We start from the raw sequence: 25,837 nt of genomic DNA on the forward strand, positions 1-25,837 counted from the left end.
GGCCGGCGCGGCGGCGTGCCCGGAACCCGGAGGGCACCGGTCCTGCTCCGCCGCCTTCTGTCTCGCACTCTGTTCACTTTCCGCCTCCCTTCCCCTGGGAGGGAACCCGGGGCTTGGCTCGGGCTCGGATGTGGCAAGCGTATGACGAGACGCATACGATGTACATGCAATCCGCGCATCAAATTCTGGTGCAACTTACACAGAAGCCTGATGTTTCGAGACTCACATGTGATGTTCAGGCAGGTTTCCGTCCCATAGAGTGAGGGAACCACCTGAGTCGAGAGCATGCGAACAGCAGACGTTCGATGTTGGAGGCGAACCCGCTCATGAAGAACTCCGGAGCAGCCTCCGAGACGCACAGCGCGCGCCCGTCCGCCCGGCGTGACGTCGACGACAGGGACGCCGCCCCCGCGGGACCGGTGGGGGAACGGGTCACCGTCAACCTCAGCCTGAAGGCGCGCGATGCCCTCGAGGAGATCATGGCTCTCACCGGCATCAACAAGACCGACAGCATCAGCCGTGCCCTCGTGGTGTACGCCGAGATCGAGCGCATGGCCGGCAACGGCGGTTCGATCTACTGCCGCGAGAGCCCCGACGGTGACCTCATGAAATGGAAGATCGTCTGAAGAGACCCCGGCGACTCAGTGCACCTTGAGCACGAAAAAGATCATCATGGTGGCCAGCGCGCCGACCGTGACGCCCACACCGCCGAGCGCGGTCTGAGCCGGTCCCCGCCCGCCCAGCCATCTCGCCCCCCGCTCGCCGCGCGGCGCCGGCGCGGTGCCGATCCGCGGCGTTCCGGACCACGGCGTGCTGCGGATGCGCTTCTCGAACAGGGCGCCCGACGGGCAGTCGTCACCGACCGTGCGGACGGCCACGTCGCGAAAGCCCTGACGGCGATAGTAGGCGTGCAGCTCGTGGTTGTCGGTCCAGACGTCGATGCGGATCAGCTTCGCCCGGGCGGTCCGGCGGCGGCCCTGCCGGCCCGCCCAGCGGATCAGCTCCGCGCCGAGCCCCGTCCCGGCGTACGCGCGGTCGATCACGAGCCGGTGGATGTAGACCGCGTCCGTGCGCTGCTCGTCCTCGGTCCAGAGGTCGTTGCCGAACGGGTTGATCGTCACTGAGGCGGCGGGGGTGGCGCCGTCCCACAGGATCCAGGTCAGCCGGTTGACGACTCCCTCGTACACCCGTTTGTCCCGGCCCTCCCGGTCGGGCCAGGGGGTGTTCCACTGCTGCGTGTCCTTCTCCTCGCGCAACCAGTCGGCGGCCTGTTCGATGAGCCCGATGACGATCGGTATGTGCTCGACCTCGGCGAGGCGGATCTGAAAGCGCGGCCCCCGTTGGCGGATCCGCAACCGGCGGACCCCGGTGTTGACGTTCACGTGGATTCCTGTGCTCCGAAAGTGAGAGCCCCCACCTCCCCGGCCCGCGTACGCCGGGAACGGCGGCAGGAACGGAGAAACGGGGGTTACCGGACATGTGTTGTGCCGTCCCGCTCCCGGCGCGGTGTCCCGTCGGCTGGACGGGCTCCGGAACGGGGCGGGGTCGTGCGGGTCAGGTGCCCTCGTCTCCGTTCGGAGACCGTCTGGAGGACCTGCGGCTCGGCGCCTTCATCACCCTGGTCGGGACCTCGCCCACGTTGTAGTGCAAGCGGTTGCGGTCCGCCGGCCATACCGTCACGGTGAGACGGAATGCCTTGCCCTCGACGCCGTACGCGGTGCGGGTGGTCTCGAAGACCACGTCCGCCGCCGAGTCACCGAGCGCGAAGAAGCGTTTCTCGTTGTCGTCGGGAGCGCGGGCCCTGATCTCGTCGTGGTAGCCCACCTCCTTGTAGCCCAGCGTCTTGCCGAGGTACTTCACCGCGCCTTCGGGGATGTCGTGGGCCTCCAGAAGCTTGCTGGCGCCGCCCTTGAGCGCGAAGTCCAGCGGGTAGTAGGAGGTCTGCAACGACCACGGCTCGTCGTCGAGGTAGATCTGCTGGTGCCGGGACACCACCTGCGTGGCGGGCTCGACCTGCAGGTACCAGGCGAGCTGCTCGGACACGACCTGGATCTCGACCCGCGGTACCGAGCTCGTGGGCTCGCGGTTCTGCACGGCGGCGTCGCGCTTGTACCACTGGCCCTCGCCGCCGCCGGGGCCGACGCCCAGCTCGGTGGCCGACAGGGTCACGTGCACCGGCTCCGGCCGGAAGACGATGAACGTCCCCTTGCCCTGCTCGGAGACGACGTGGCCGCGGTTGGCCAGGAAGTCCAGGGCCTCACGGATCGTGTTGCGGGACGTCTCGTAGTGGCTCTGCAGCTCACTCTCGGGCGGGAGTTTGCGCCGCCCGCCGTCCTTGTCCCGCGGGAAGTCACCGTCGCCGATGCGCTTCAGCAGATCATCGGCGACTTCGCGCCAGCGCCGCGCTGCCATCCGGTCCGCTCCTTTCCCGCCCACACGGGGTGAGACTGCCGCGTCGCGCCTCCGGTTCGTCCCACTGAGCTAGATCTTCTACTTTGCCGGGCTTGCCCTGCAAGTAGATGAACCGTAAGAGATGAACCGTTTCGGAGGTGTAAGTCCTCACCAAGAGGGTATCACTGGACCACCGAACTTGTAGGTACAAGTCGACGAGCGAGGCGAGTGGGGCAAGGTTACCAGCTGAGTCACCAGATGTTCGGAATTCGTTCCCAGCGGAGACAGGTGATCGGACTGGAACAACGAAGAGGGCGGACGACCTAAGGAGAGGTCGGTGGAGAAAAGCCGGGTGGAAGACACCCCAGTCACGGGCGGCGACGACCTCACATTGACCGAGGGCAGCCCGACGGTAAGGGCGGACCCGGTGTTCGTCACCGAACCGGTGGCCGCCGGCGACGCCTCGCCCAGGGCCTCGTACGGATTCGCGGTCGTGGTCGCGGCCGGGCTGACGGGCCTGGTGACGACGGCGGTCGTCGGGCGCTGGACGCACGCTCCGGCGACGTGGACGCTGGCCGGCTCGGTCGTGGTGTTCGCGCTCGTTCTCGCGGCGGGTGTGTTCGTGCCCGGCCTCGGTCTCGCCAGGCGTACCTGAGAGGTGTGAGTGCTTCATGGGACGGGGGAATCAGAGGCGGAGGAGCATGGCCGGATCCGGCCATTGCCTGGCCGCCTCGAATTCCTGTGTTCCGCCTACCGCCGGTGAAAGGAGGAATGCGTTCTGTTTCAGCAGGGCAGGTGGATCCCGCTAGGGCAACACGCTTTCGCCTGACCTGATCAATACCTCCGTCTCATGGGGTCAGGGACGGAAGGGGGGCGAGTGGCTGATGTGGCCTGTGTCCAAATCGGTCTTTCGTCATGAGGCGCAGAGAAAGGGACATCTTGCAATTTATCCCTCATAATGCTTGCAAGCTGCAGAGAGGGACATTGCCGTGATCGCCCCGACTCGCCCCCTGCCACACGTCCTCCCGCAGGTGGACGCCATCCGCGGCTACATCACTCAGGTGGCCGAAGCGTTCGATGCGCGGAACCTGGACGTACGCAACGTCTGGCTCGATCCCATGAACCCCCGAGACGCCACGTTCATCTTGCGCACCCACGCCGTGGTGTGGAACGAGTCCGAGGGGTTCGTCAAGGGACGGTTCGTCTCCGGCGCCCCCGGTGAGCGCACCGTCCTGGCCGACCCCGTCAAGCTCGGCGGTGGCGTCCTCCTCGAACCCGGCCACGCGGCCTGGCTCCTGGAGAGCGACCGCGTCGAGCGGCCGACCGTCCACCGCCCCTACACCGCGCGGGACGGGCTCGACGACAGTCTCGCCGGCTACTGACCGGCGGGTATCGCCCGTACGCTGACAAACTCGGGAAAGTTGCGTAAACCGGTGGCGGAGGCCGGAGGAGACCGTCACCATTGGTGGCCACGACCTGACCATGAAGGGCGGGTGCGCGTCCGCACCCGCCGGGTCTCCCGAGTTCGACGTCCGGAGTGATCGCATGCCCGTCCGACCTTGGCGCCTGGATACGACAGGGCGCTTGTCGGGAGGTTCGCTCGCGGACCTGGCCTACCGGTTCGGCGAGCAGCACGAGCTCGAAGGCGACCTTGAGCGGGCGGCCGAGTGGTTCCGCCGCGCCGCGGAGTCGGCCCGGCCCGACGCCGCGCTGCGGCTCGGCGACGTGCTGGGCCGCCTCGCCGACGAGCAGCCCGCCGGCTCGCCGGACTCCTCCGAGCAGCTGCTCGCCGAGGCCACCCGCTGGCTGTCCGGCGCGCAGGGCGTCACCACACCCGACGCGATCGAGCTCGTCACCGACATGCTCAACCGGCACCAGCGCCAGGCCGCCCGCCGCGGTCTCGAACCCGCCACCGCGGGCTGACGCGCCCCCCGGTTCCGCGAAACGCCGCCGACCGCGTGAACCGAACCGCTCCGCCCGTCGTCGGACACCAGTGAGATCGAGGCACTGGAAGGTGACGTGGTGAGCGGTCAGGAGCCCGGGTACGTTCCCCCGGACCACAAGACAACCGCGGAGTTCCGGATTCCCGGCAAGGACTCCGGAGCCGAGTCGACCATCGTCGACCAGCCGGTGGACGACCCGCCGCCCGCGACCATGACGGACTTCGCCGTCGAGCAACCCGAGACGGTCACCGACCTCACGGTCGACGAAGACACACCCCCGCCGACGATCGTCGAAGAGGCGACAGCCCCCCAGTCAACGAGCGCCCAGCCTCCCGTCCCACCCCCGAACGCCCCTCCCGCCCCGGACCCCCATCCGCCAGTACCAACCGAGCAGCCAAGCGCCGCAATCGGGCAACCGCCCATGGCGAACGAGCAGCCGAGCGTGCCGAGCGGGCAGCCGCTGGTGGCGAACGAGTCGCCGGGTGTCTCGGGCGGGCAGCCGCCCATGGCGGGTGGGCAGCAAGGCGTTCCGAGTGGGCAGCCGGTGGCAATCGAGCAGCCGCACGTTGCGGGCTCCCATCCGCCTGTGGCGGTCGAGCAGCCGGACGTTGCGGGTGGGCGGCCGCCTATAGCGAGTGGGCAGCCGGGCGTGCAGCCGCCTATGGCGGGTGGGCCAGGCGCTGCGGGTGGGCAGCCGAGTGCCGCGAGCGGGCAGTCGCCTGTGGCGGGTGGGCAGCCAGGCGCTGCAGGTGGGCAAGTGCCTGTGGCGAACGAGCAGTCGAGTGCTTCGGGCGAGCAGCCGTCTCTCGCGAGTGAGCAGCCGGGCGTTGCGGGTGGGCAGTCGCGCGCCGTGAGTGAGCAGCCGGGTGTTGCGGGCAGCCATCAGCCTATGGCGGGGGTTGCGGGTGTGCAGGCGGGTGGGGTGAGTGCGGAGCAGGTTGTTCCTGATGAGGACGATCTGTGGACGGCGCATTTTGGTGCCGAGGAGACTGCGCCTCGGCAGGCGGCGGCGTTGGGTGGAGGGGCGCCGCCGGTTCTTGCGCCGCCGACTCCTGACGTTCACCGGCAGGCCGCCATGCCGCTTGGGTCGGGTGGTATCCCGCCGCAACAGCCGGTGCGTGGCAGGTCTCGGCGGCCGGTTGTGCTGATCGCGGTCGGTGCGGTGGTGCTGCTCATCGCGGCGGCTGTGGTGGGTGCCGTGGTGTTGCAGCGGGACGGCGGCACTGAGAAGGCCGGTACCGTGCCCTCGGTTACGCCTTCGGCGAGCGCTACGCCGAGTGGTGCGGCTACGCCGACGCCTACCGGCGCTGTGCCACCGGTGCAGCAGACCCCGGCGCCGGTGGCGCCGACGCCGAGCGTGGCGCCGGTCGGGCCTGTGAAGTCCGGCAACGGGATCACGTACCAGCTGATGCAGCAGGACCCGGGCTACTACGAAGGCCGGTTGGTGTTCACCAATCGGACCGGCAAGCCGATGACGGCGTGGAAGATCACGTTCGACGCGCCCGGTGCCAACGTCAAGAACATCTGGGGCGGCAGGCTCGTGCGCAAGGGCGACCGGGTTGAGATCCAGAACCTCAAGGGCGCCCCGCCGGTGCCGCCGGGCGCCACCTGGGAGGTCCAGTACGGGGCGGAGGGCGTCGCGGCGGACCCGAAGGGCTGCAAGATCAACGGGCGGGCGTGCGGCTTCTGACGGTCAGCCGGCCTCGGCCACGGCCGCGAAGCGGCCCAGGATCAGGCTCCAGGCCTCGCCGATGTCGCCGGGCACGGCTGCCAGTTGTTCCGGCGGGAGCTTGTCGAAGCCGCGGTGCTCCAGCTCGACGCGCGTCAGGTTGGGGCCGAGCGCCGCGAACCGTACCTCGATCTCCGTACCGGCGGCGGGTGGGAGCTGCCAGGTGAAGGCCAGCCTGGCCGGCGGCTCCCAGGCGGTGACGCGGCCCCAGTCGTGCTCGGTGCCGTCGGCCCGCGTCTCGTGGATCCGGCCGCCGAGCGCCTCGTCCATGTGGACCGTGTCGGGCCTGCCTTCGCCGAACGAGAAGGGACGGCCCGGCCACCAGCGTCCGACGCCCCTGACGAACACCTCGAAGGTGTGGGCGCGGTCGCTGCGGACGATCGTCACCTGCTGGACGGGCTCGGTGCGAGCCCCAACGTTCGGCTGGGCCATGGGCGAGGGACCTTCCGGCGGGCGTTCTCGGGGTCTGTGACGATGCCGTCCATGCTTCCAGCCCCGGCCGGAGAAGGGTAGCTTTCGGGAATTTCGTCCCATGATCTGGGGGTATCCGGGCGAAGCTGTGGCCACGAAAAGCCGTACTAGGCTTTTGACCATGCGTATCGCGAGGTTCTCCGCCGAGGACGGCATGTCGTTCGGCGTGGTCGAAGAGAACACCATCGCCGCCGTCGCGGCCCATCCGTTCGGCGAGCTCACCTTCACCGGGCAGCGGTTCCCGCTGGCCGACGTGCGGCTCCTGGCGCCGATCCTGCCGAGCAAGGTCATCGCGATCGGCAAGAACTACGCCGAGCACGCCCGCGAGATGGGCGGGGAGGCGCCCGCGGAGCCGGTGCTCTTCAGCAAGCCGTCCACCGCGGTGATCGGTCCCGGCGAGGCGATCTCCTACCCGGAGAAGCTCAGCCAACGTGTGGACTACGAGGGCGAGCTCGCCCTCGTGATCGGCCGGATGTGCCGCGAGGTGCCCGCCGCCCGTGCCGCCGACGTGATCCTCGGCTACACCTGCGCCAACGACGTGACCGCCCGGGACCTGCAGAAGAAGGACGGCCAGTGGACCCGGGCCAAGGGCTTCGACACGTTCTGCCCGCTGGGCCCGTGGATCGAGACCGACGCCGACCCGGCCGATCTCGCGATCTCCACCACGGTCAACGGCGAGGTCCGCCAGGAGGCGCGGACGTCGCAGCTGACGCACGACATCCCCATGCTGGTCGAGTACGTGAGCCAGGTCATGACCCTGCTGCCCGGCGACGTGATCCTCACCGGCACCCCGGCCGGCGTCGGGCCGCTGGAGATCGGCGACGAGGTCACGGTGACGGTCGAGGGTGTGGGCGCCCTCACCAACCGGGTCGTCGCGCGCGACTGAGCGAGGAGTACCCCCCATGGCGTTCACCGGCTTTACCGACGAGGCCTTCGCGTTCTACGAGGGGCTGCTCGCCGACAACAGCAAGGCCTACTGGACCGCGCACAAGCAGACCTACGAACGCCGCGTGCGCGATCCCCTGATCGAGCTGTTCGCGGAGCTGGAGCCGGAGTTCGGCCCGGCCAAGATGTTCCGGCCCTACCGGGACGTGCGCTTCAGCCACGACAAGTCGCCCTACAAGACCCACCAGGGCGGCCACACCGGCAACGGGTTCTACCTCCAGGTCGACGCCGACGGCCTCATGGTCGCGGGCGGCATGTACGCGCCCACGCCCGAGCAGCTGCGGCGCTACCGCGCCGCCGTGGACGCCGAGAGCAGCGGCAAGACGCTGGAGGTGATCGTCGAGAGCCTCCGCGGCGGCGGCATGGAGATCGCCGGCGACCGGCTCAAGACCCGGCCGCGCGGGTTCTCCGGAGATCATCCGCGCATTGAGCTCCTGCGCCACCGGTCCCTGTACGCGCACGAGGGCTGGCCCGCCGACCCCTGGATGCGCACTCCCGAGGTCGTCGACCGGGTCCGCGAGTCCTGGCGCCGGCTCCGTCCGCTCGTGGAGTGGGGCGGCGAGCACATCGGCCCGCCCGACTTCGCCCGATAGCCGCCGGTCGCGCCCGGGCACGAGCCCAGGGGGGCCTGGGCAATCGGTTTTGGTCCAGGTCCCCGGGTCCTGTATTCTCGTCGAGGCGCGAGCGACCGGAAGGCCGCTCTACCGCACTGGGGTATGGTGTAATCGGCAGCACGACTGATTCTGGTTCAGTTAGTCTAGGTTCGAGTCCTGGTACCCCAGCTGCTCCCCTCGATCGAGATGGCTTCGCGAGAAGCCGGTTCGAACAGGGGGACATCGTCCGGTAAGCTGGGCGAGGCCCGAGCGGGAGATCGCGAAGGCCGAACGAAGATCCAGGCCCCCGTCGTCTAGTGGCCTAGGACGCCGCCCTCTCAAGGCGGTAACGGCGGTTCGAATCCGCTCGGGGGTACGTAAGAAAAGGTCCGGCGGTTCACACCGCCGGACCTTTTTCCGTTGGGGCGGCTTTTCTTCTGACTCTTTTCACGCCGGATTCCCGCGCCGTTCCCGGCACGGTCATCGGTCATGGCGATTAGCGCCGTACGCCGCTGCGCAGGTCGAACGCCTCAAGCGCCAAAGTGACCTCGACGAGGTCCTTCGGATTGTCGAGCGAGCGTTTGGTGAGCAGTTCCAGTCGGCGCAGCCGGTTGAGCACGGTGTTGCGATGGCAGTAGAGCGTCTCCGCCGCCCGGGTGGCCGATCCTTCCGCCTCAAGCCAGGCGGCGAGCGTGTCGAGCAGCAGGTCGCGGCTCGGCTGGTCGAGGGCCAGGATCGGGGCGAGCACCCGCAGTTCGAGCTCGCGCGCGAGGTCGGGGCGGACGGTCAGCATGGTCGCGGGCAGCCGTTCGTCGAGGGTGGCCAGACCGTGCCCGTTGGAGAGCGTGCGCGCCGCCAGCTCCGCGAGCTGGCGGGCGCGGCCGAGTTCGGTCAGGCCGTCGACGGCGACGCTCACCCCCGCGCGCCGGCCGTCGCGAGGCTGCAGTGCGGCGCCGAACGCGGCGGCCGAGAGCTCACCGAGAACGACCACGCCGACCGCGCTCTCGCCGTGCATCCGCCAGACCACCCGGGTGCCGTGGACCCGTACCGGCAGCTCCGTCGGCTCCAGCGGCGGGGCCGGGCCGTCGGCGGGCCGCTGCACCACCACCGCGTAGCGGCCGTCCTCGGGCAGGGAGAAGGCCCGGGCCACCACGGCCGCGGTGGCCCGGTCGGTCTCGCCGTTGAGCAGGGCGTCCAGCAGCGCGGACGCGACCTGGCGGCCGGGCAGCTCGCCCTCGGTGGCGCGCAGCGCGTCGAGCGCGGCGGAGGAATGCCGGTCCACCACGTCCCACGCGTCGTCGATCAGCGAGATGCTGTGCTGGGGCGCCAGGCCCTCTTCGAGCCCCCATTGGGTGAACGCGTCGCAGATGACCTTTCCTCCGATGTGGTAGGCGCGCAGGAGTGCCTGCATGGGCACGCCCTGGCGGGCGCGGCGCTCGCCGAGCCTGCGAGGCCAGTCGAGGGTCTCGGCGCGTTCCTCGGGCGCCATCCGGAGGGCGTCGAACGCCAGGTCGATCGATCGTCCGATCCACAGCGGCGGCTCCTGCGGGGGGATGCCGCCGTGGCGGTAGGCGGGTTCCGCGGCGCGCAGCGCGCTCACGACCAGCTCGGTCAGATCCGGCAGGCGTCCGCGCAGCGTTCGCAGCCCCCGCTCGCGATAGACCGCCGATTCCTCTCTGGACGCCGGGGCGGTGACTGGTCTTCGGAGTGATGTCGCATCAGTCCGGCCGGTCGTCATGTCCCTCTCCACTCTGTCTGTCTTCACATTTGGAGTAGCGGGAAATGAATGCCTCGGGGGTGGCGTTCACGACATTGGGTCGCGAGTCCAAGGACATCCAGCGGGGGGATGGCAATCACCGGTTGTGTCGATCGTTCTGACCGGGTTTGTACGAGAAGGTTACATCCCGGGACCCGGGATTGTTATTGTCGGCAGAGGCCAAGGACTTGCTTGCTGCGGCCAATCGCCACGCCGTCTCGCAGTTCTTGGGATCGGCTCCGCCGTTCGACGAGGTGGCGATCTGGCGGCATTCCGCTGACGGGGGCAAGGGGGCGTGATGCGCCTAGCGCGCCCAGACGGAGCCGGTGGTGTGAACGCGAAGCCGGCTCTTCCTTCCCGGCTGCCCGTGCTCGGAACGGTCAGCGCGCACGTCATGGTGCAGGTCGCGGGGGAGCACGGCGTGCCCCAGGACCGCTGCCTGGCGGGCACCGGCATCGAGCCCGCCGTTCTCGCGGACGCCAAGGCGACGATCCGGCTGGAGCAGGAGCTCGCGCTCGCCCGCAACGTCATCCGCGAGCTCGCCCACATACCCGCATTGGGCCTGGTCATGGCGGGCCGCTACCGGCTGAGCGTCTACGGCGCGCTCGGCTGGGGGATGCTCTGCTCGCCATCGGTCCGCGACGCGCTCGCGTTCGCCAACCGGTATCTGGATCTGACGTACTCGTGCTGCGGCATCACGATGGAGGAGGCCGCCGACGCGCTCGGACTGCGGATCAGCGGCGCGCGCCTGCCCGCGGACGTGCGCGGGTTCTTCGCCGAACGCACGCTGAGCGCGACCATCCGGCTGCTGGGCGACCTGATCTCGGGGGACGGCTGGCTGCTCGGCGTGGAGATGGCCGGACCGCGGCCCCCGCACGCACGCCTGTACGAGGACACGTTCGGCGTGAAGGTGACGTTCGGCCACGCCGGGCACCTGGTGCGGGTCGACCCGGCCGTGCTCGGCGAGCCGATGCCGCTCGCCAACCGGCCGATGCTGGACATGATCGAGGACCAGTGCCGGCAGCTGCTGCGGCAGCGCCGGGCGCAGCTCACGCTTCCGGACGTGCTCCGCGAGCACGTGCTGCGGCGGCTCCCCGTGCTGCCGAGCATGGGCAGCGCGGCGGGCGAGCTGGGCATGAGCGAGCGGACGCTGCGCCGGCGGCTGGCCGAGGAGGGCAGCTCATTCAGCGCCATCGTCACGGAGGCCCGGCGCGCGCTCGCCGAGGAACTGCTGCTCCAGGGCGTCCCGTCGCTCCAGGTGGCCCGCCAGGTCGGGTTCGCCGGCCCCGCGGCGTTCACCCACGCGTTCAAGCGCTGGACCGGCTCGTCCCCCAGCGAGTTCGCCGGCCGCTGAGCCGCCACGGCCCGTGCCGGGCTCGTCGTCGGTGCCGGGCGCCGGTGCGGACGGGCGCAGGCCGGCGGCCCGCAGCAGGGGAGCGGTCATGAGGGTGGTGATCAGCGTGACGATGACCAGGACGGTGAACAGCCGGTCGTTGACGATGCCCGCCTCGCGGCCGGTCATCAGCACCACGATCTCGGTGAGGCCGCGGGTGTTGACGAGGATTCCGAGCGCGACCGAGTCACGGCCGGGCACCCCGGTCAGGCGGGCGCAGAGCGCCGCCCCGAGGAACTTGGTCGAGATCGCCATCACCAGCAGCAGCCCGGTCAGCCCCGCCGTCGCCCAGCCGAACCCGGCCGCGCCCAGGTCGAACGTGAGGCCGAACAGCAGGAAGTAGAACGGCAGCAGCACGGGCCGGGTCACCGCGTTCGTCCGGTCGGCGGCGTCCGCGGCCGGCCGGCCGGGCGGCCAGACGAGCCCGAAGAGGAAGGCCCCGATGAGCGCGTGCAGCCCGAGCGCCTCGGTGATCGCCGCGGACACGGCCGTTCCGGCGACGAGCAGGATCGTCGCGGCGGGGCCGGAACCCGGGCCGGGGCCGCGCAGCGCGGGCAGCGCGAGCAGCACGCGCCGTCCGGCGCCGAGCAGGAGCGCGCCGTAGGCCACCGCCCCGAGCGCGGTCAGCGCCAGCGCCGCCGGGCTCCGGCCGCCCGCCGTGGCGAGCGCGACGGCCAGCATCAGCCACGCGACGCCGTCGCCGCCGGCCGCCGCGAAGAGGCTCATCCGCCCCGGCAGCGTGCGGGTCAGCCCGAGGTCGGTGAGGATGCGCGCCAGCACGGGGAACGCGGTGACGCTCAGCGCGACGCCGAGGAAGAGGGCGAACGCGGCGGGCGTGCCGGCCGGACCGGCGCCCGAGCCCGCGAGCAGGGGAGCGGCGGCCATGCCGGTGGCGAACGGCACGGACATCGACGCCACCGCGACCAGCACGAACGAGTGGGCCGCGCCGCGCAGCCGTACGGCGGCCAGTTCCCTGCCGACCTCGAACATGAAGAGCACCAGGCCGAGCTGTGCGAGCGCCGACAACATCGGCCGTACCTGGTCGGGGAACAACCACCGCATCGTCTCGGGGGAGAGCACGCCGAGCAGTGAAGGCCCGAGCGCGATCCCGGCGACGATCTCACCCATGACCGGGGGCTGGCCGAGCCGGACGGCCAGCCTGCCGCCGGCCCACGCTGCCAGCAGGACCAGCGCGGCGGCGAGCAGGAATTGCGCCACCACCCCGAGTCCCTGGTGGCCGCCGCCGCCCTCGCGGCCGTCCGCGCCGAGCGTGGTCAGCACGGCCGCCGCGACGGCGACCGGAATCCCGGCGAACGCGACGCTCACCGACACCAGGCGCCGCCGCCCCGGCGGCCTGATGTGCGACGGGTGATCCGCCTCGCTCTCCGTCGCGCTTTCTGCCGTGGGGTCTGTTGTGCTCTCGGTCATGCGGGGGTCTCGTCGGAGTCGGCTAGCTGGGCCATGGCCTCGCCGACCGCCTCGGCGAACCAGTCGACCTCGGCGTCGCTGAGCATGGCGGGCGGGGTGAAGCGCACCACGGTGTCGGTGCCGAGCGAGTGCGCCGCGATCACCCGGCGGGCCAGCAGCTCGCGCATGAACCGTCCGGCGACGCGCGGATGGGACAGCTCCACCCCGATCAGCAGCCCGCGCCCGCGCACCTCGCGCACCAGCTCGGGCCCGGCGGCGTGCGAGGCCTCGACGACGTGCTCGTACAGCCGCTTGCCGAGCAGCTGCGCACGCGCCGGGATGTCCTCGCGTTCGATGGTCTCCAGTGTCGCGGTGACCGCCGCCATGCCGAGCGGGTAGCCGGAGAACGTCGAGCTGTGCAGCCGCGGGTTGCGGTCGAGGGGCGCGAACGCGGCCTCGGTGGCGACGACGGCGCTCACCGGGACGCACCCGCCGCCGAGCCCCTTGCCCGTCAGCAGCAGGTCCGGCCGTACGCCCTCGGCGTCGCAGCCCCACCAGCCGCCGAGCCGGCCGAGCCCCGTCTGGATCTCGTCCAGGATCAGCATCGCGCCGGCCCCGCCGCAGGCGGCGGCGACCTCGCGCAGGTAGCCGGGCGGCGGGATGCGGACGCCGCCCTCGCCCTGCACGGGTTCGAGGATCACGCAGGCCTTGCCGCCGTCGGCGGCCAGCGCCTCGCGCAGCGCCTCGGCGTCGCCGAACGGCACGGTCGTGATGTCGGGGAGCAGCGGCCGGAACGGTGCCTGGAACGCGAGCCGGTCGGTGACGCTCAGCGCGCCCAGCGTCTTGCCGTGGAAGCCGTTCGCCATCGTGATGACGCGGCGTCGGCCCCCGGCGCGGGCGAGCTTGAGCGCGGCCTCCACCGCCTCGGCTCCGGTGCAGGCGAAGTAGACCCGTTCCAGCCCCTCGGGAGCCGCGGCGGCCAGGCGCCGCGCCGCCACGGCCAGCTCGTCGGACAGGAGGCTGCGCGTGGCCAGCGGATGCCGGTCGAGCTGCCGCCGGACCGCGTCCAGGACGGCGGGATGCCGGTGGCCGAGGATGAAGACGCCGTAGCCGCCGACGTCGAGATACGAGCGGTCCTCCTCGTCCCAGACCAGGGCGCCTTCGGAACGCACCTCGACGGGCTGGCCGGTCTGCCCGGCGAGCCGGGCCGCCGCCCGGCCGATGTGCCGCTCGTAGTCCGCGACGATCGCCTCGCGGGAACGCGTGCCGGTGGGCTCGGCCGCGGGTTCGGCCGTGGCCGTGGGCTCGGTCGTGGTTTCGGTCGCGTTCTTGGTCGCGTTCTTGGTCTTGTGTTTTGTCGCTCGCATGGGGAGTCGCCTCCGGTCAGGGAATGAGCAGGGTCCGGGCGCCTTCGCCGCGCGCCAGCGCCTCGGCCGCCGCGCCGGCGTCGGCGAGCGGGGAACGCGCGGTGACCATGGCGGCGGGATCGAGCTCGCCGGTGGCCGCGAGAGCCGCGTAGGCGGGAATGTCGGCCGCAGGGTCGACCGAGCCGTAGACACAGCCCTGCAGGCTGCGCGCTTGCAGGAAGAGTTCCTGCGCGCTGAACCGCACGAAGTCGTCGCGGGCGCCCGCGCCGGCCACGACCACGCGGCCGCCGCGCCGGGCCAGGCCCCACGCGCTCCGGATCGTCGTCGCGCGCCCGACGCATTCGATGACGTGGTCGGCGCCGCGCCCGCCGGTGACCTTGCGCAGCCTGCCGCCCATCGCCAGCGTGGGCGCGCAGGTGTGGGTGGCGCCGAGACGCGCCGCGAGCTCGCGCTTCTCCTCGGACGGGTCGACGGCGAAGACGACCTCGGCGCCCGCGATCCGCGCCCCCTGGACGGCCGACAGGCCGACGCCGCCGAGCCCGATGACGGCGACCGACTCGCCCGCCGCGACGCGCGCCGTGTTGAGCACCGCGCCCACCCCGGTGGCGACCGCGCAGCCGAGCAGGCCCGCGACGTCGAGCGGCAGGCCGTCCGGCACCGGTACGGCCGCCGCGGCGGGCACGACGGTCTCCTCGGCGAAGGCCCCGACGCCGAGGCCCGGGTAGAGCGGCGTGCCGTCGCTGAGCTCGGCGAACGGTGCCGGGGGTTCGCCGACCTGGGAACACAGGTGCGCCTCGCCGTGCGCGCAGTGCCAGCACTCGCCGCAGGGCGGGCTCCAGGTGAGCACGACCCTGTCGCCGACGCGCGGCGACCCGACCCCGCGGCCGGCCGCGACGACCGTGCCCGCGCCCTCGTGGCCGAGCACCGCGGGGAACACGCCCGGCAGGGTCCCGTCCGCGAACGAGAGATCGGAGTGGCAGAGACCCGCGCCGGCGACCCGCACCCGCACCTGTCCCGGTCCGGGCCCGGCGAGCACGATGTCCTCGGTCTTCCACGGTCCGCCGGACTCGCGAACGACCACCGCCATTACCATGCCGTCTCCTCGGAATTCGTTGTAGCGGCCGGAGTCGATTCAATGTAGGGCGAAAATCCGGGATTGCTCAAGGTTGTTTCTCAACCTGATTGACTTCGCACAATTGGCGCGTTCCAGAATGCGGTCGCGGCTGGCAAGAGTGACTGTATGCCCAGGTGAACGATGATTTTGGTGGCCTGGTTGTGTGGCCGCACAATCAGGGGCCGGTTTTTGTGCGGCGGCACAGAAATGGTCGCATCGTGGCGGTATCAAGTGGTGGGCATTGACGCTCGAAGAAATGCCGTGACAACGTTCTGACTCGTGGTCGGCGGACTTGTGGCCGATCGGAGTACAGATATTCACTCAGGACGGGAATCCACAGTGGGGCTACTCGACTGGCTGGAAGCACCGGACGAATCACACGGGATCAGGCTGGCCCTGCCAGGCGGCGGCTGGCGGTTCCACTCCTATGCGGGGCTCGCCACGGACGTGCGGCGCCTGGCGGCGTTCCTGCGGGACCGGCGCGTCCCGGCGGGGACGCCCGTGTCGCTCATGTTGTCGAACCCGCTCGACTTCGCGGCGGGGTTCGCGGGCTGCCTGCTGGCCGGTCTCACCCCGTCGCCGATCGCCACGCCGCTCACGTTCGGCGGCCGGGCGCAGTACGCCGAGCACGTCGCGGGCGTCCTGCGGGTGGCCCGGCCCTCGCTCGTCCTCGCCGACGGTGAGCTGTACGACGTCGCGGCGGAGGCGGCACAGGCCGCGGGGTTCGAAGACGCCCTCGTACGCCTGCCCGAGCCGGCGGATCTCCCCGAGCCGGACGACGCGCCCGCCCCCGCGAGCGCATCCGGCCCCGCGAGCCTGGGCGCCTCCGGCCCCGCGCGTCTGGGCGGCTCGCGGCCGGACCTCGCGCTCCTGCAGTTCACCTCGGGGTCGAGCGGCAGGCCCAAGGGCGTGCGCGTCACCTGGGACAACCTCGACGAGAACATCACCGCGTTGCGCGCCTGGTCGCGGTGGGGGCCGGGCGACTCGTTCGCCAGCTGGCTGCCGCTCTACCACGACATGGGCCTCATCGGCGGGCTGCTCACCCCGCTCGTGTCGCAGGCCGACCTGTGGCTGATGACGCCGGACCAGTTCATCCGCTCCCCGCTGCGCTGGCTGGAGTGCTTCGGGTCGCTCGGCGCCACGATGACGACCGCGCCGACGTTCGGCTACGCCTACACCCACCGCCGCGTCCGCGAGCAGGACATCGCGGAGATGGACTTCTCCGGCTGGCGGGTGGCGATCTGCGGGGCCGAACGCGTCGACGCCGGCGAGCTGGCCGAGTTCACCGCGCTGCTGCGGCCTCGCGGGTTCCGCAGCGAGGCGCTGATGCCCGCGTACGGCCTGGCCGAGGGCACGCTCGGCGTGACCGGCGTCGAGCCGGACGTGAGCTCGCCGGTCGTACGGCTGGGCGAACGGGCCCTGACGCCGGGCGAGCCGGTCCGGGTGGCCGAGACCGCGACCCTCGGCGTCGACCGGGTCAAGGGCGCGGGCTGGCTCACGGCCTGCGGACCCGAGATGCGGGGCGTACGGGTCCGGATCGTCGACGAGGAGGGCGTGCCCGTTCCGGAGGGCTCCTTCGGGGAGATCCAGATCGGCGGGTCCTCGGTGGCCCCGGGCTACGCCACCGTCGACGGCACCATCGACTTCGACCAGGACGGCTGGAGCACCGGCGACTCGGGCTTCCGGCTGGACGGCCATCTCTACGTGGTGGGCCGGATCGGCGACAGCCTCAAGGTGCGCGGCCGCCGCGTCCACGCCGAGGACCTGGAGGCGGAGCTGGCCCGGGTCGACGGGATCAGCGCCGGCCGGTGCGCCGTGGTCTTCGGCTCCCACCATGCCGTGGACGTCGCGGCGGCGGTCGTCGAGAGCTCCGGCGAGGGCTGGCTGGAGGACACGGTCGCGCGGCTGCGCGCCGCCACCTCCGACTCGGTGGCGATCGCGGTCTTCAAGGGACGCCGCGGGACCATCCCGCGCACCTCCAGCGGCAAGACGCGGCGGAGGTTCCTGTGGAACGCGCTGCGGACCGGCAGGTCGGGGGCCGAACCCGTGTACGTCGCGGCGGACGCCGAAGGCCGCGCCGACCTGCCGTGGCAGCTCACCGTGTCCGAACCGCAGGAGGAGACCGCCTCATGACCGTGACGACCGAGACCCCGTCCACGGAGATCGACCCTGCCGACCGCATCACCGCGCACCACCCCGGCTGCTTCGGCTGCGGCGGCGGCAACGAGCGCGGGCTGGCGATCCGGCCCGCCTGGCAGGGCGAGGAGATGCGTTTCCAGCACACCCCGCCCCCGACCGCCGAGGGCGGCCCGGGCATCACCCACGGCGGCTACCTGTCGGCCCTCGCCGACGAGGTCATGTCGATGGTCGCCGCCGAACAGGTGGGCGGCCCGGTCATGACCCGGCGGATGCAGGCCGACTACCAGGCGCCCGCGCTCGTGGAGATCCCGCTGAGCGTCCGTGCCTGGGTGGACGAGGTACGGCGCAGGTCGGTCGTCGTCCGGCTGGAGGCGACCTCGGGCGAGGCGGCGCAGCCGTGCTTCGAGGCGCGCGGGGTCTTCCTTCAGGTGCCGCGCGAGCTCTGGGTCAAGGCCATGGAGGGGCGCAAACGCGGCCCCGACACCATCGACTGGAGCAAGGGCGACCCGTCGGCGTTCATGCGCTGGCAGATGAACGGCGGGCTGCAGGAGATCTTCCAGCCGGGGCGCCTCACCGCCCCGCTGCGGGTGGCCGTGCGCTTCGCGGACGCGCGGCCCGCCGACTGGCTCGTCGAGGCCGACGAGCGGGAGCTGCGGACCGCCCCGCTGGCCGAGGACCGGCCCGGCGGCTGGGACGCCAGGTTCCACGGCACCTTCCAGCAGTGGCAGCGGCTGATCCGCGGCAAGGCGCCGCTCGCCGACCTGCTCACCCGGCCCGGCACGCGGGTCGAGGGACGGCCGGAGGCGCTGACCGAGCTGGCCGTCGCCCTGGACTACAGGAGGTTCGCATGAGCACCACGACCGTCGACGGCACGAACGCCGGCAGCACGACCACCGAGACCGCCAGCATCACCGACGCGGCCGACGCCGAGGACGTGTCGCTGCCCGCGTTGCCCACCACGCGGGAGCTCTACGGCCGCTGGGAGAAGCAGCAGTGGGCCGTGGCCGACGTGAAGGTCGAACGCGACGCCCCCATCTGGCGCGAGATGCGGCCGTTCATCCGGCAGGAGCTGCTCGCCGCGCTCGCGGAGCTGGAGGTCGGCGAGGTCTGCGTCGTGCAGACGCTGAGCTCGCTGGTCGACCACGCGCCCAGCGAGGACGACCGTATCTACCTGGCCACGCAGCTCGCCGACGAGGGCCGGCACGTGCGGTTCTTCCAGGACTACCTGGGCGGCGCCGCCGGGGTCGACCTGGACGATCCCGCCGACGGCAAGGCGCTGGAGGCGGCCGCCTCGTACGGCAACCTCTTCGAGCCCACCCTGCGGCGCTCGACCGCCCGGGTGCGCGAGCCCGGCGAGGGCGGCGCCACCGCGTGGTACCAGGCGCTCGTCCAGTACCACCTGATCACCGAGGGCGTGCTCGCGGCGACCGCGCTGCGCACGATGCGCACGCTGGCGCGGCGGGCCAAGCTCCCCGCGCTCACCGAGGGCCTCACGAACGTGACCCGCGACGAGACCCGGCACGTCACGTACGGCCTCATCGCGGCCCGGCACGGCGTGACCGCCGGGCACCGCGACACCGTCGCCGAGACCTACCTCGCGGGTACCCGGCTCGCGGCCCGCGTGATGGTCGCGCCCGAGACCCGCGCCGTCACCCCCGTCCTGCGGGTGGCGCTGCGCAGCCGCGCGGCGCAGCTCACCGGGCAGTGGGACATGGCCCGCGACCGGATGTTGCGCCAGCTCGCCGTGATCGGGCTGCCCGAGCTGCGCACCGAGGCCGCGCGGACCTGGCAGACCGGCTGCGACGAGGCGATGGACGAGTACCACGAGCGCTGGGACACCCAGCACCCCGTCCGCCGCGCCGCCGCCTGACCTTCCCCATTCGTCGACAGACCGGCAGACCGACAGACCACTGAGAGAGGCGTACATGGAGACCACGGAGACGACCGAAGACCTGGGACGGCGCGTGCGGGACCTCATCGGCCGCATGTCGCCGCTGGGCGAGCGGACCGCCGAGTCCCACCACGACGTGATGAACGACCTGGGCTACGACTCGGTGGCCATCGTCGAACTCGCGCTCGTTCTGGAGTCCGAGTTCGACCTGCGGCCGATCGACGACGAGCAGGCCTTCGACGTCGTCACGGTCGGCGACGTGGAGCAACTGGTGCGACGGCTGTCGGCCGCCGGCGCCTGACCTGGAACTTGGGAGGGGGCGCCATGCGGCTCGACACGTCCCGTACGCCCGTGGCCGGTGCGGACGCCGGCACTCCGGCCGGTGCCGGAGGCTGGCTGGCGGCGCTCGAACAGCTCTTCACCATCCCCGCGGAGTACCGCGAGGAGGTCGTGAGCCGCGAGGGCGCGCTGGAGATGTTGCGGTGCGGCGACGGCGTGCTCGACGCCCTCGTCGCGGCGGGCCTGCCGTGCGGCGGCCCGCCGGGCGCCGAGCTGTTCGACCGGTACGACCTGTTCAACCTCGCGCTGGCGTCGGGCTCGGGGGCCTCGGTGCCCGAACGGAGCATCGAGTTCGCGCTGCGCTGGATGAACGGGGAGGAGGACTCGTGGTTCCAGCCCCTGGAATGGCGGTTCTCGGTCGAGCTGGCGTGCCCCCGCCCGGAGGGGTGCGGCGACGATCCGCGATGGCGGCTGGCCACGCCGCGGCCGGAGGATTTCGACGGCGCGGTCCTGATGCTGGAGACCTCGCCGGCCGACGCCGGGCGCGGGCCGGAGTGGATCACGGCGGGCGGCGCGACCGGGCTCGGGGTGCGCGGGCGGCTGCGGACCCGGGGACGTCCCGGCACGCTGCGGTCGCCGGTCATCCGGGACATCGTCGAGGACTTCATGGCGGCGGGCCGCACCTGGGCGCGGATGCCCGAGGCCCTGCAGTGTGAGGACGAGCGGGTGCTCGCCCACGGCGTCGCGCCCTGCATCTCGGCGAGCCTGCACCTGGAACGGCTGCTCCGCGCCGCGGGGTTCGAGTCGGTCACCCGGCGCGGCTGGATCCTCGGCATGCTCGACCTGGCGCACGCCTGGGTCGAGGTGGTCGACGAGGACGGCGTGCGCAAGCCGATCGACCCGATCTTCGTGCTGCTGTCGGGCTACGCGCGCGCCCCGCATCCGCGGTTCGCCGAGGCCTGCCTGGGCTCGCGGCTGAACCGGCTGCTCGCCACCGGCCTGCCCGCCGGCTCCCTGCTGGCCTACCACAGCTGCGGCGGCGACGAGCACGTCCCTGTCCGTCGGACGGTGATCCGCAGAGCCGCCGGTCCCTCCGGTCCCGCCGGAGCCGTGCCTACATCCTGACCTCCAGAGGAGCGGAGATGCCACCGGACCTTGCCACCGACGAGCGGTTCAAGACCGTGCTCGACCGTTTGGTCACCATGTCCCAGCGGGACTACTACGACCCCTACACGCTGTTCGACTGGCCCGAGTCGCTGCCCGAGGACGCCTGGTGGATGTCTCCGGAAATGCTGAGCCTGCATGGCACCGCGTACGGGAAGACGCTGACCGAGAAGAAGCTGCGCGCGGTCAGCCGCTGGGAGAGCCTCAACTTCTACAGCCTCAACGTGCACGGCATCCGTGAGCTGCTCACCGAGATGGTGGCGCGCATCCACACCGACGAGTTCGCCCTCCCGTCGGAGTACTTCCACCACGTGATCGGCGAAGAGAACGAGCACATGTGGTTCTTCGCCAAGTTCTGCCTCAACTACGGGCGCATCTATCCCAACCGGGCCATGGCGTTCCAGGGACCCGGCATCCCGGAGGCCGACCACTTCCTGGTGTTCTCGCGGCTGCTGATCTTCGAGGAGATCGTGGACGTGTTCAACCAGAAGATGGGCGTGGACGACCGGCTGCATCCCACGATCCAGCAGGTCAACCAGGTCCACCACCAGGATGAGTCGCGGCACATCGCGTTCGGCAGGCAGGCCGTCGCGCTGCTGCACGCGCGGCTCCGCGAGACCCTCGGCCAGGCCGAGCTGGACGAGCTGGAGCGCTACCTCAAGCAGTACATGCGGTCCTCGGTCGACTCGATGGTCAGCCCCGCGGTCTACCGCGACGCCGGGCTGCCCGAGCCGTACCGGGTCCGCCGCGAGGTCCTCGCCGACCCCGCCCACGAGGACTACACCCGCACGGTCCTGCGGCGCTCGGTGAGCTTCATGGTGAACGAGAAGATCTTCTCCGACGACAGGATCCCACCGGCATGCCCGAACTGACCAACGAGCCGACCACCGCGCACAATCCAGTCGGCATCGCGTTCATCGTCGACTACCTGCTGACCAAGCGTCCCGACCTGGGATCGATCGATCCCGACCTGGACCTGATCGAGAGCCGGGTGCTCGACTCCCTCGGCTTCGTGAACTTCCTGTACGCGCTGGAGGAGCACACCGGCCGGGAGATCAGCCTCGACCAGGTCAGCCCCGAAGACTTCCGCACCGTCAACCGGATCGCCAAGAGGTTCCTCCATGACGTCACCGACGACTGAGGCCCGGACCGGCGCGGCCCCCACCGCCTGGGACACCGGGCTGAAGGTCCAGGACGGCCTGGCCACGCTGGGCCCGGACGCGCTGGCGCTGCGTTCGGCGCTGGACGCCCGCTTCGCGGCGTGGGGCGAGGCCGGAGGCGCGCGCGCCATGGCGTACCCGCCGCTCATGGCGGCCGCCGACCTGGCCAAGGTCGACTACTTCGCCAACTTCCCCCACCTCGGAATGCTGGCGGGGGGACTGAGCCGCGAGGCCATCGAGTCGGGATACCCCGGCGAGGAGCCCGTGGACTCGGTGCCGGGCGGGCGGCTGGCGGCAGCGGCCCACGTACTGCCGCCGGCCGCCTGCTACGGCGTCTACTTCGACCTCGCCGGCGAACGGCTGGACGACGGGGCGCGGCGGGTCACCACCGTCGCGACCTGCTTCCGCCGCGAGGACCACTTCGACGGCCTCCGGCGGCTGCGCGGCTTCACCATGCGGGAGATCGTGTGCGTGGGCGACCGCGACAGCGTGCTGGCCCACCTGGGGCACTTCAAGCAGCTGCTGCTCGACCACGTGGCCGCGCTCGGGCTGCCGCTGGAGGTGGAGGCGGCGACCGACCCGTTCTTCGACCCGAACGGGGCGCGCGCCCTGTCGCAGAAGCTCTTCCCGGTCAAGGAGGAGTTCGTCTACGGCGGCTCGCTCGCGATCGCCTCGGTCAACTTCCACCGGAACTTCTTCGGCGAGCGCTGCGCCATCGGCACCGGCGACGGCGAGCCCGCCTACACCGGCTGCGTCGCGTTCGGGCTCGAACGCTGGCTGAGCGCGCTCGGCGACCACTTCGGCGACGATCCCGCCGCCCTGCTCCAGAGGATCAACAGTGTCGAATGAGAAGCGGCCGGACCAGGGTTACGTCCTGTCCAACGCCGACGAGGGCGAACGACGGCGTCTGGAGGCCATCGAGGCGGCCTACGACCCGCGTACGTGCGACCGCCTGAGCCGGCTCGGCGTGGTGCCGGGCGCGCGCGTGCTCCTGCTCGGTGCCGGCGGCGGCAGCGTCGCCCGCTGGGCGGCCGAGGAGGTCGGCCCGAGCGGCCGGGTCGTCGCCACCGACGTCGACCCGCGGTTCCTGGAGTCGCTGGCCGACAAGTACCCGCAGCTCGACGTGGTGCGCAACGACGCCGTCAACGAGGAGCTCCCGGCCGGGCCGTACGACGTGGCCCACGCGCGGCTGCTGCTCGGCCACCTTCCGCAGCGCGAGGACGTGCTGCGCAAGATGGCGGACGCGCTCGTGCCCGGCGGCGCCGTCCTCGTCGAGGACTTCGACTGGGGCTCGTACGGGCCCGCGCTGCCGAACGAGGCGGCGGCCGAGGCGATCGGCGTGGTCTCCGACTTCCTGCGCGCGGTCGGCTTCGACACCGCGTTCGGGCGGCGGCTGCCCACGCTGATGCGCCGGATCGGGCTGGCGGAGGTCGACGCGGAGGGCCTGGTGCTCACCCTGCGCGGCGCCACGTTCCCGCTGGAGCCGATGTACCGGCAGACGTTCGACCGGCTGCTGCCGATGCTGATCGACGGCGGGCAGATGACCGCCGAGAGCGCCCGCGCCCTGCACGAACGTTTCGACGACCCCGAGCACGACATGGTCACGCAGACCCTCATGTCGGTCTGGGGCCGCCGCCCGTCGCCCACGAACGAACGTTGACGAAGAACAGCGAGCGAGGAGAGCAGATGCGCAGTTCCACCCGGGTATTGGTGATCGGCGGTGGCCCGGCCGGATCGACGGCCGCCACACTGATCGCGCGGCAGGGCTTCGAGGTCACGCTGCTGGAGTCCGCCACCTTTCCCCGCTACCACATCGGCGAGTCGATCCTGCCGTCCGCACTCCCCGTCCTGGACCTCCTCGGCGTACGGGGGAAGGTCGAGGAGCACGGGTTCGTGCGCAAGGGCGGCGCCTACTTCGAATGGGGGCCGGAGAACTGGGAGCTGAACTTCGACCACCTCCAGGGCTCGGACTCCTACAGCTACCAGGTCGTCCGTTCGGAGTTCGACAAGCTGCTCCTGGACCACGCCCGCTCGCAGGGCGTGGACGTGCACGAGGGCGTGAGCGTCCGCGAGCTCCTCTTCGACGGCGAACGCCCGATCGCCGCCCGCTGGGCACGGACCAAGGACCGTGACGAGCACGGCACGATCTCGTTCGACTTCCTGGTCGACTGCTCGGGCCGCGCCGGCGTGATGGCGACCAAGTACCTGAAGAGCCGCCGCTACCACGAGGTGTTCAAGAACATCGCCACGTGGAGCTACTGGCGCGGGGTCAAGCCGCTCGACAAGGGTCCCGAGGGCGCCATCGCGGTCTGCTCGATCCCGGACGGCTGGTTCTGGGCCATCCCGCTGCACGACGGCACGTACAGCGTCGGGCTGGTCAGCAAGGCCCAGGCGTTCGCCGCGAAGCGCGAGGAACTCGGCGGCCTGCAGGGGGTCTACGACGACGGCATCGCCCGCTGCCCGCGGATCAAGGACATGCTGGCGGACGCCGAGCAGGTCGCGGAGATGAAGGCCGAGCAGGACTACTCCTACGTCTCGGAGAGGTTCTCCGGCCCGGGCTACGTGATGGCCGGAGACGCCGCCTGCTTCCTGGACCCGCTGCTCTCCACGGGGGTACACCTCGCCACGTTCAGCGGAATGCTCGCCGGGGCGAGCGTCGGCAGCGTCCTGCGGGAGGAGTTCACGGAGGAGGAAGCGCTGTCGTTCTACTCACAGGCCTATCGACAGGCCTACGAACGTCTGCTCATCCTGGTGTCGTTCTTCTACCGCAGCTTCAGCCGCGAGTCCCAGTTCTTCGAGGCCGACAAGCTCACCCGACGGGAACGCCACATGCTCAACCTGTATGAGTCGTTCCTGTACGTGGTGTCGGGCGTGGAGGACCTGGAGGACGCCAAGGACAGCGCGCTGGACGCCGTGGCGGCACGGCTGCAGGAGTCGGGCCAGCTCTTCGCCGGCGAGAACGAGGCGATGGCGGCCATGCCGACCTCCGAACAGAACGCGGTGGGCGGGGTCTACCTCACCTTCGAGCCGCAGCTCGGCCTCCGGCGCCGAGCCAAGGCCGAGGAGCTGGTAACCGGATGACGTACTCATTGCCGCGCCTCAGTCCAGGGCGGGGGCCGCGATGACCTACGTGATCGCCCAGCCGTGCGTGGGGGTGAAGGACGGTTCGTGCGTGCAGGTGTGCCCGGTCGACTGCATCCATCCGGCACCGGGAGAGCCGGGCTACGACGAGAGCCCGCAGCTCTACATCGACCCGCTGGAGTGCATCGACTGCCACTCGTGCGCCCAGGCCTGCCCCGTTGACGCGGCGCTGCCCGAAGAGGACCTGCCCCCGGAGTGGGGGTCGTCCCTGGAGGCCAACGCCGCCTTCTTCACCGAGAGAGGACCACTATGACCAACCCCGAGAGCCTCGTGCCCGCCGATGGGGACTACGCCAAGGAGGAGGCGGACGAGTACCACCTCACCCTGGCCGAGGCCGACCGTCTCCTGGAGAAGGCGCCGTGGCGGCGGTTCGCCGTGATGGGCGACAGCCTGGCCGAGGGCCTGGGAGAGGAGTCGCCCGGCTACCGTTCGGTGACGTGGAGCGACCGCACCCGTGAGGCGCTGACCCGGCACGTGCCTGACCTGGCTTTCCTGAACGTGGGGTTGCGCGACCTGATCGCCTCGGAGGTGCGCGAACAGCAGCTCGGCAGGGTGCTGGAGTTCAGGCCGGACCTGGTGGCCCTGGTGGCCGGCGGCAACGACCTGTTCCGCGCGGACTTCGACCCCGCCAAGGTCGAGGCGGAGCTCGACCAGATCGTCGGCCCGCTGCGCGCCGCGGGCGCCGACGTCGTCACGTTCGCGCTGATGAACATCTCCGCCGCGATCCCCGAGGTGGCGGCACTGAAGCCCAACATGGAGCTCTTGAACGAACGGATCCGGGCGGTCTCGGCCCGGCACGGCGCACTCCTGGTGGACATGTGGAACCACCCGGGCTGCGCGTCCAGGGACATGTTCAGTTCCGACCTGATGCACTCCTCGATGCGCGGCCACGCACTGCTGGGGGCGGAGACGATCCGCCGCCTGGGCGTGTACCTGGCGTCCAGGTGAGGGAGG

26 protein-coding genes, 2 tRNA genes and 1 pseudogene are annotated in these 25,837 nt (G+C 71.3%); 22 read left to right on the top strand and 7 right to left on the bottom strand.

From position 1 onward, the window contains the following. Positions 1 to 305: 305 nt before the first annotated feature. Positions 306 to 626 (top strand): ribbon-helix-helix domain-containing protein, encoded by a 321-nt coding sequence (locus ABD333_RS00815; RefSeq protein WP_344536686.1) that lies wholly within the window; start codon positions 306 to 308, stop codon positions 624 to 626. Between the two features lie 15 nt (positions 627 to 641). Here the strand turns inward: ABD333_RS00815 and ABD333_RS00820 are convergent, their stop codons facing one another. Next, on the bottom strand, positions 642 to 1,382 hold the full coding sequence (locus ABD333_RS00820) for a GNAT family N-acetyltransferase (protein ID WP_344536687.1): 741 nt from the start codon (positions 1,380 to 1,382) through the stop codon (positions 642 to 644). Positions 1,383 to 1,554: 172 nt separating this feature from the next. Next, entirely contained in the window at positions 1,555 to 2,412 is an 858-nt protein-coding gene (locus tag ABD333_RS00825; RefSeq protein ID WP_344536689.1) for a GntR family transcriptional regulator, read from the bottom strand. A gap of 316 nt (positions 2,413 to 2,728) precedes the next feature. On the opposite strand from ABD333_RS00825, the gene ABD333_RS00830 reads away from it, so the two are divergent. The 4 genes from ABD333_RS00830 (at position 2,729) to ABD333_RS00845 (ending at position 6,024) form a co-directional block, all read left to right on the top strand. Next, positions 2,729 to 3,046 carry a hypothetical protein gene (locus ABD333_RS00830; protein ID WP_344536691.1) on the top strand — a complete coding sequence of 106 codons (318 nt, stop codon included), beginning with the start codon at positions 2,729 to 2,731 and terminating at the stop codon, positions 3,044 to 3,046. Positions 3,047 to 3,380: 334 nt separating this feature from the next. After that, on the top strand, positions 3,381 to 3,773 hold the full coding sequence (locus ABD333_RS00835; RefSeq protein ID WP_344536693.1) for a hypothetical protein: 393 nt from the start codon (positions 3,381 to 3,383) through the stop codon (positions 3,771 to 3,773). 202 nt (positions 3,774 to 3,975) lie between these two features. Next, entirely contained in the window at positions 3,976 to 4,314 is a 339-nt protein-coding gene (locus tag ABD333_RS00840) for a hypothetical protein (protein WP_344536695.1), read from the top strand. Positions 4,315 to 5,256: 942 nt separating this feature from the next. Continuing rightward, positions 5,257 to 6,024: a cellulose binding domain-containing protein gene (locus ABD333_RS00845; RefSeq protein ID WP_344536697.1), complete on the top strand. Its 768-nt coding sequence runs from the start codon at positions 5,257 to 5,259 to the stop codon at positions 6,022 to 6,024. A 3-nt stretch (positions 6,025 to 6,027) separates the two neighbouring features. Here the strand turns inward: ABD333_RS00845 and ABD333_RS00850 are convergent, their stop codons facing one another. Then, complete coding sequence (locus ABD333_RS00850) at positions 6,028 to 6,495, bottom strand: SRPBCC domain-containing protein (protein WP_344536698.1); 468 nt, start codon at positions 6,493 to 6,495, stop codon at positions 6,028 to 6,030. A 160-nt stretch (positions 6,496 to 6,655) separates the two neighbouring features. Between ABD333_RS00850 and ABD333_RS00855 the strand changes: the two genes are divergently transcribed. The 4 genes from ABD333_RS00855 to ABD333_RS00870 all read left to right on the top strand — a co-directional run bounded on the left by ABD333_RS00855 (position 6,656) and on the right by ABD333_RS00870 (position 8,448). After that, a complete protein-coding gene (locus ABD333_RS00855; RefSeq protein WP_344536700.1) occupies positions 6,656 to 7,420 on the top strand; it encodes a fumarylacetoacetate hydrolase family protein in 765 nt (254 codons plus the stop codon). A 16-nt stretch (positions 7,421 to 7,436) separates the two neighbouring features. Beyond that, complete coding sequence (locus tag ABD333_RS00860; RefSeq protein WP_344536702.1) at positions 7,437 to 8,072, top strand: DUF2461 domain-containing protein; 636 nt, start codon at positions 7,437 to 7,439, stop codon at positions 8,070 to 8,072. A 117-nt stretch (positions 8,073 to 8,189) separates the two neighbouring features. Then, positions 8,190 to 8,261: transfer RNA gene (locus ABD333_RS00865), tRNA-Gln, on the top strand. 114 nt (positions 8,262 to 8,375) lie between these two features. Beyond that, positions 8,376 to 8,448, top strand: a tRNA-Glu gene (locus tag ABD333_RS00870). 120 nt (positions 8,449 to 8,568) lie between these two features. Here the strand turns inward: ABD333_RS00870 and ABD333_RS00875 are convergent. Beyond that, positions 8,569 to 9,810 carry a PucR family transcriptional regulator gene (locus ABD333_RS00875; RefSeq protein WP_344536704.1) on the bottom strand — a complete coding sequence of 414 codons (1,242 nt, stop codon included), beginning with the start codon at positions 9,808 to 9,810 and terminating at the stop codon, positions 8,569 to 8,571. Between the two features lie 349 nt (positions 9,811 to 10,159). On the opposite strand from ABD333_RS00875, the gene ABD333_RS00880 reads away from it, so the two are divergent. Then, a complete protein-coding gene (locus ABD333_RS00880) occupies positions 10,160 to 11,182 on the top strand; it encodes an AraC family transcriptional regulator (protein ID WP_344536706.1) in 1,023 nt (340 codons plus the stop codon). An 81-nt stretch (positions 11,183 to 11,263) separates the two neighbouring features. Here ABD333_RS00880 and ABD333_RS00885 read toward each other — a convergent pair. The 3 genes and pseudogenes from ABD333_RS00885 to ABD333_RS00895 all read right to left on the bottom strand — a co-directional run. Next, positions 11,264 to 12,649, bottom strand: a pseudogene (locus tag ABD333_RS00885) (cation:proton antiporter domain-containing protein); the annotation flags it as partial. Then, the gene (locus ABD333_RS00890) at positions 12,646 to 13,995 is read right to left on the bottom strand and encodes an aspartate aminotransferase family protein (protein ID WP_344536707.1); all 1,350 of its coding nucleotides are present in this window, start codon (positions 13,993 to 13,995) and stop codon (positions 12,646 to 12,648) included. The gene ABD333_RS00890 and the pseudogene ABD333_RS00885, both read right to left, overlap by 4 nt. A 16-nt stretch (positions 13,996 to 14,011) precedes the next feature. Continuing rightward, entirely contained in the window at positions 14,012 to 15,088 is a 1,077-nt protein-coding gene (locus tag ABD333_RS00895) for a zinc-binding dehydrogenase (protein ID WP_410558344.1), read from the bottom strand. A gap of 360 nt (positions 15,089 to 15,448) precedes the next feature. On the opposite strand from ABD333_RS00895, the gene ABD333_RS00900 reads away from it, so the two are divergent. From ABD333_RS00900 to ABD333_RS00955, 12 genes are read left to right on the top strand one after another with little or no spacing between them, the layout of a single operon-like run. Continuing rightward, positions 15,449 to 17,242, top strand: coding sequence for an AMP-binding protein (locus ABD333_RS00900; RefSeq protein WP_344536711.1), 1,794 nt, complete (start codon positions 15,449 to 15,451; stop codon positions 17,240 to 17,242). Beyond that, the gene (locus ABD333_RS00905) at positions 17,239 to 18,099 is read left to right on the top strand and encodes a PaaI family thioesterase (RefSeq protein WP_344536713.1); all 861 of its coding nucleotides are present in this window, start codon (positions 17,239 to 17,241) and stop codon (positions 18,097 to 18,099) included. Before ABD333_RS00900 ends, ABD333_RS00905 begins: the two co-directional genes overlap by 4 nt. After that, positions 18,096 to 19,118, top strand: a complete 1,023-nt coding sequence (locus tag ABD333_RS00910) for a ribonucleotide-diphosphate reductase subunit beta (protein WP_344536715.1) — start codon at positions 18,096 to 18,098, stop codon at positions 19,116 to 19,118. The genes ABD333_RS00905 and ABD333_RS00910 overlap by 4 nt, the downstream gene beginning before the upstream one ends. A gap of 55 nt (positions 19,119 to 19,173) precedes the next feature. After that, a complete protein-coding gene (locus ABD333_RS00915; RefSeq protein ID WP_344536717.1) occupies positions 19,174 to 19,440 on the top strand; it encodes an acyl carrier protein in 267 nt (88 codons plus the stop codon). A 23-nt stretch (positions 19,441 to 19,463) separates the two neighbouring features. Next, entirely contained in the window at positions 19,464 to 20,543 is a 1,080-nt protein-coding gene (locus ABD333_RS00920; RefSeq protein WP_344536718.1) for a hypothetical protein, read from the top strand. Between the two features lie 17 nt (positions 20,544 to 20,560). Then, a complete protein-coding gene (locus ABD333_RS00925) occupies positions 20,561 to 21,454 on the top strand; it encodes a diiron oxygenase (protein WP_344536719.1) in 894 nt (297 codons plus the stop codon). Further along, positions 21,442 to 21,723 (top strand): acyl carrier protein, encoded by a 282-nt coding sequence (locus ABD333_RS00930; protein ID WP_344536720.1) that lies wholly within the window; start codon positions 21,442 to 21,444, stop codon positions 21,721 to 21,723. Before ABD333_RS00925 ends, ABD333_RS00930 begins: the two co-directional genes overlap by 13 nt. Beyond that, positions 21,704 to 22,591 (top strand): class-II aminoacyl-tRNA synthetase family protein, encoded by an 888-nt coding sequence (locus tag ABD333_RS00935; RefSeq protein WP_344536721.1) that lies wholly within the window; start codon positions 21,704 to 21,706, stop codon positions 22,589 to 22,591. The genes ABD333_RS00930 and ABD333_RS00935 overlap by 20 nt, the downstream gene beginning before the upstream one ends. Continuing rightward, positions 22,581 to 23,402 (top strand): class I SAM-dependent methyltransferase, encoded by an 822-nt coding sequence (locus ABD333_RS00940; RefSeq protein ID WP_344536723.1) that lies wholly within the window; start codon positions 22,581 to 22,583, stop codon positions 23,400 to 23,402. Before ABD333_RS00935 ends, ABD333_RS00940 begins: the two co-directional genes overlap by 11 nt. Before the next feature lie 26 nt (positions 23,403 to 23,428). Next, positions 23,429 to 24,823, top strand: coding sequence for an NAD(P)/FAD-dependent oxidoreductase (locus tag ABD333_RS00945; RefSeq protein WP_344536725.1), 1,395 nt, complete (start codon positions 23,429 to 23,431; stop codon positions 24,821 to 24,823). A 40-nt stretch (positions 24,824 to 24,863) separates the two neighbouring features. Beyond that, positions 24,864 to 25,136 (top strand): ferredoxin family protein, encoded by a 273-nt coding sequence (locus ABD333_RS00950; RefSeq protein WP_344536727.1) that lies wholly within the window; start codon positions 24,864 to 24,866, stop codon positions 25,134 to 25,136. Further along, positions 25,133 to 25,831 carry an SGNH/GDSL hydrolase family protein gene (locus tag ABD333_RS00955; protein ID WP_344536729.1) on the top strand — a complete coding sequence of 233 codons (699 nt, stop codon included), beginning with the start codon at positions 25,133 to 25,135 and terminating at the stop codon, positions 25,829 to 25,831. Before ABD333_RS00950 ends, ABD333_RS00955 begins: the two co-directional genes overlap by 4 nt. The last annotated feature ends 6 nt before the right edge of the window (positions 25,832 to 25,837 follow it).

The sequence above is a fragment of the Actinomadura fulvescens genome, from assembly GCF_039533225.1.
In the GTDB taxonomy this organism is placed as follows: Bacteria; Actinomycetota; Actinomycetes; order Streptosporangiales; family Streptosporangiaceae; genus Spirillospora; species Spirillospora fulvescens.